Source organism: Streptomyces sp. NPDC004561, from assembly GCF_053602155.1.
In genome coordinates this window covers 1-2,726 of sequence record NZ_JBSGDB010000756.1, presented here as the reverse complement: position 1 = coordinate 2,726, position 2,726 = coordinate 1, and the positions used below count along the sequence as shown (strand labels likewise).

Here is a 2,726-nt window from a genome sequence, read left to right as displayed (position 1 = left end):
GTCCCGCCGTCGCCGCGCCGTACAGGTGCGAGAAGTGAGCAGCGTTCATGGAAAGTTTCGCTCATTCCGTCGCCGTGCGGAGCCCGTCTCGGGGACTGCGCCCCAAGTATGGAGGGCATCCATTCCGCCCGGCCTGATCGGCTGACCGTCGGTCCCTCCAGGGTCGCCACCGGCGTCCCGGCGAAGGGGGCCTGCGGTGCGACGACGCCGCAGGCCCGCGGTTTTCAGAGCACTCCGAGAACGACGAATCACCACGGAGGTCATGTGCCCGCGTTCAAGCAACGGGAGAGAGTACGTTTCGCCAGCGGTGACACCTCGTGTGCCGCCTGGCACTATCCGGGGTCGAACGGCGGCTGCGTGATCATGGCCGGCGGAACCTCGGTGACGAAGGAGCCGGCCTCGGACCTGTTCGCCGCGCGGTTCAACGACGCCGGTTTCGCGGTCCTGGCCTTCGACCACCGACGGTTCGGGGAGAGCGGAGGCGCGCCGCGCCAGATCGTCCGTTTCGACGAGCAGGTCGCCGACTGGCACGCCGCGATCGAGTGTGCGAACGGTCTGCCGGACGTCGACCCGGACAGGATCTCGGTCTGGGGCTTTTCGCTCGCAGGCGGCCACGTCTTCCGTGTCGCGGCCGACCACCCGCGACTGGCCTGCGCGATCGCGCAGACCCCGCTGGTCGACGGCCCCGCAGTCGCTCCCCACGCGCTGCGCTCCATGACGCCCCTGGCGGCCCTACGTCTGTTCGGCCGGGGCGTCGCGGACGCGCTCGGTGGCCGCGTCGGGCGGCCGCCGCTGCTGGTCCCGACCGCAGGACCGCGCGGCGCGGTCGCCTCGCTCACCACGCCCGACGCCATGGACGGCGACCGGGCCCTCGATCCCGACCGCCGCCACGCGAACTGGGAGCAGACGGTCGCCGCACGGATCGCCCTGCAGATCGGCGTGTACCGGCCCGGCCGCCATGCCTCCCATATCCGGTGCCCTCTGCTGGTCGTCGTCTGCGACCAGGACCAGAGCGTGCTTCCCGGCCCCGCCGTTCGGGCCGCGCGGAACGCGCCTCAATCCGAAGTGGTTCACCTGACGGGCAGTCATTACGCCCCGTTCCTCGAGTCGCACGAACAGGCCGTCGCAGCGGAGATCTCCTTCCTGGAGAAGCATCTGGAGCCCCGCGATCCCAGGTGAGGCAGAATCCCCGCTCCATCGACCAGCCACGACTCGAAGCCGACGTGCCGCCCGGCAGACGCCGTCCAGTACCAGCCCGGGAGGTGACACTCGCCGTGCGCCCAGCGAGCCGCACAAGGTACTACGGCGGTCTGTGCATCACGGACAAGGGCGACTCACAGGCCTTTGGCACATATCTGACGCTGTGGACCTGCAACAGCTCCGTCCCCGACTCCCAGTGGTGGGATGCGCCCTGGGAATGATCTTCAGCCTCGCCGGGTCATCGCCCTGTTGACTCGGCGTTCTGTCTCGCTGTCCAATCCGAGAAAGATGGTGATCATCACCTTGAGCGCCACCATTGATCCCGTGGCCCGTCACGGAACCGGCAATCAGACGGCTACCGCGCAACAGCCGCCGACGTCTCTCAAGGAGAGCACTCCTTTCATGCGCAAAAAGCTTGGCAAGATGGCTTTGGCCGGCATGGCGGCCCTCGCGACCATTACGCCTACGGCTTCGCCCGCCTCAGCCTCGACCACCAGCGTCCTGACTAACACGTCCGCTGACTGGCAACCCCTGTGTGCGACCCCGCAGGGGAACGCCACGAGCAACGGAACCATCGTCACGACGTGGGGGTGCACCGGCAGCTCCCTGCAGCAGTGGACGTTCACCGGCGACATCACCAACCCCAGCAGTTCGGGCTTCATCGTCAACGAGCCGAGCGGAAAGTGTCTCACCCCCTCCGGTAACGCCTCGGGCACGAATGGGGCGGTGCTGACGCTGTGGACCTGCACTGGCCAGACGGTGCAGCGCTGGTTCAACGTCGGCGACCAGGTGCTGGCGTACGACAGTTCTAAGTGCATCACGAACAAGGGCGGCAGCATGCATTACGGCGTGTATCTGACGCTGTGGGACTGCTCTACCCCCTCCCGTTCGTACGAGCAGAGTTGGTCCATGAACTGAGCCTGACGTTTGACCTTGCTGGGTCTGCGACCGCCCTCGCATGCCGCCCATTGAGCACATAGCCGTTCCGGCCCGCACCGAATTCCGTGGGGCGGTGCCGGCACGCAATTCACGCTCAGCCAGAACGAGATCCGATGCGCCCTCCATGCCCAGCGCATCCCGATCGTGGACAGCTGCTCGATCCGCTCCGGTATCAGCGTCGGGGCCCTGCCGTGCTGGTTCCCGATCCGGGCTCCGAGCCGGAGCTGCCGCTCCTCCTGCCTGTCGTCGACGATCCGCTCGACGTGCTGCCTCGGCGTCCTTAGATGCCTCTCGCGTTCGTAACACAGGGGGCAGCCGCATAGTTGAGGACCCACTTGTCCACCTGGCTGCGCCGCGCCGCGTCCTCGCCGGCGGGCTGGATGCCGAGGACGTGTTCGCACATCCGCTGCTGCACGGTCGTAAGCCGTTCCCAGCCGAGCTGCTGCGCCCGTACCCACCGGGCGAGGTCCTCGCCCTGCTAATGCACGACGTGGCCCGGCGCCGTGGGGAGTGTGCCGCCGGCCTTCATGCGCAGCCGGGTGAGGTGGAAGGCACGCTGCCATTCAACCGGCCAGGCCGGGCACCAC

General features: G+C 67.9%; 2 protein-coding genes. Both read left to right on the top strand.

The annotated features are described in order from the left end of the window. The first annotated feature begins 363 nt into the window (after positions 1-363). Positions 364-1,179 (top strand): alpha/beta hydrolase, encoded by an 816-nt coding sequence (locus tag ACWEN3_RS44785; protein ID WP_452983978.1) that lies wholly within the window; start codon positions 364-366, stop codon positions 1,177-1,179. A gap of 309 nt (positions 1,180-1,488) precedes the next feature. Beyond that, a complete protein-coding gene (locus ACWEN3_RS44780) occupies positions 1,489-2,118 on the top strand; it encodes an RICIN domain-containing protein (RefSeq protein ID WP_452983976.1) in 630 nt (209 codons plus the stop codon). Positions 2,119-2,726: the final 608 nt, after the last annotated feature.

Bases quoted from the DNA above. Each gene is read 5' to 3' on its own strand.
- ACWEN3_RS44785 (WP_452983978.1), top strand. From the start codon at position 364: ATGGCCGGCGGAACCTCGGTGACGAAGGAGCCGGCCTCGGACCTGTTC.
- ACWEN3_RS44780 (WP_452983976.1), top strand. From the start codon at position 1,489: ATGGTGATCATCACCTTGAGCGCCACCATTGATCCCGTGGCCCGTCAC.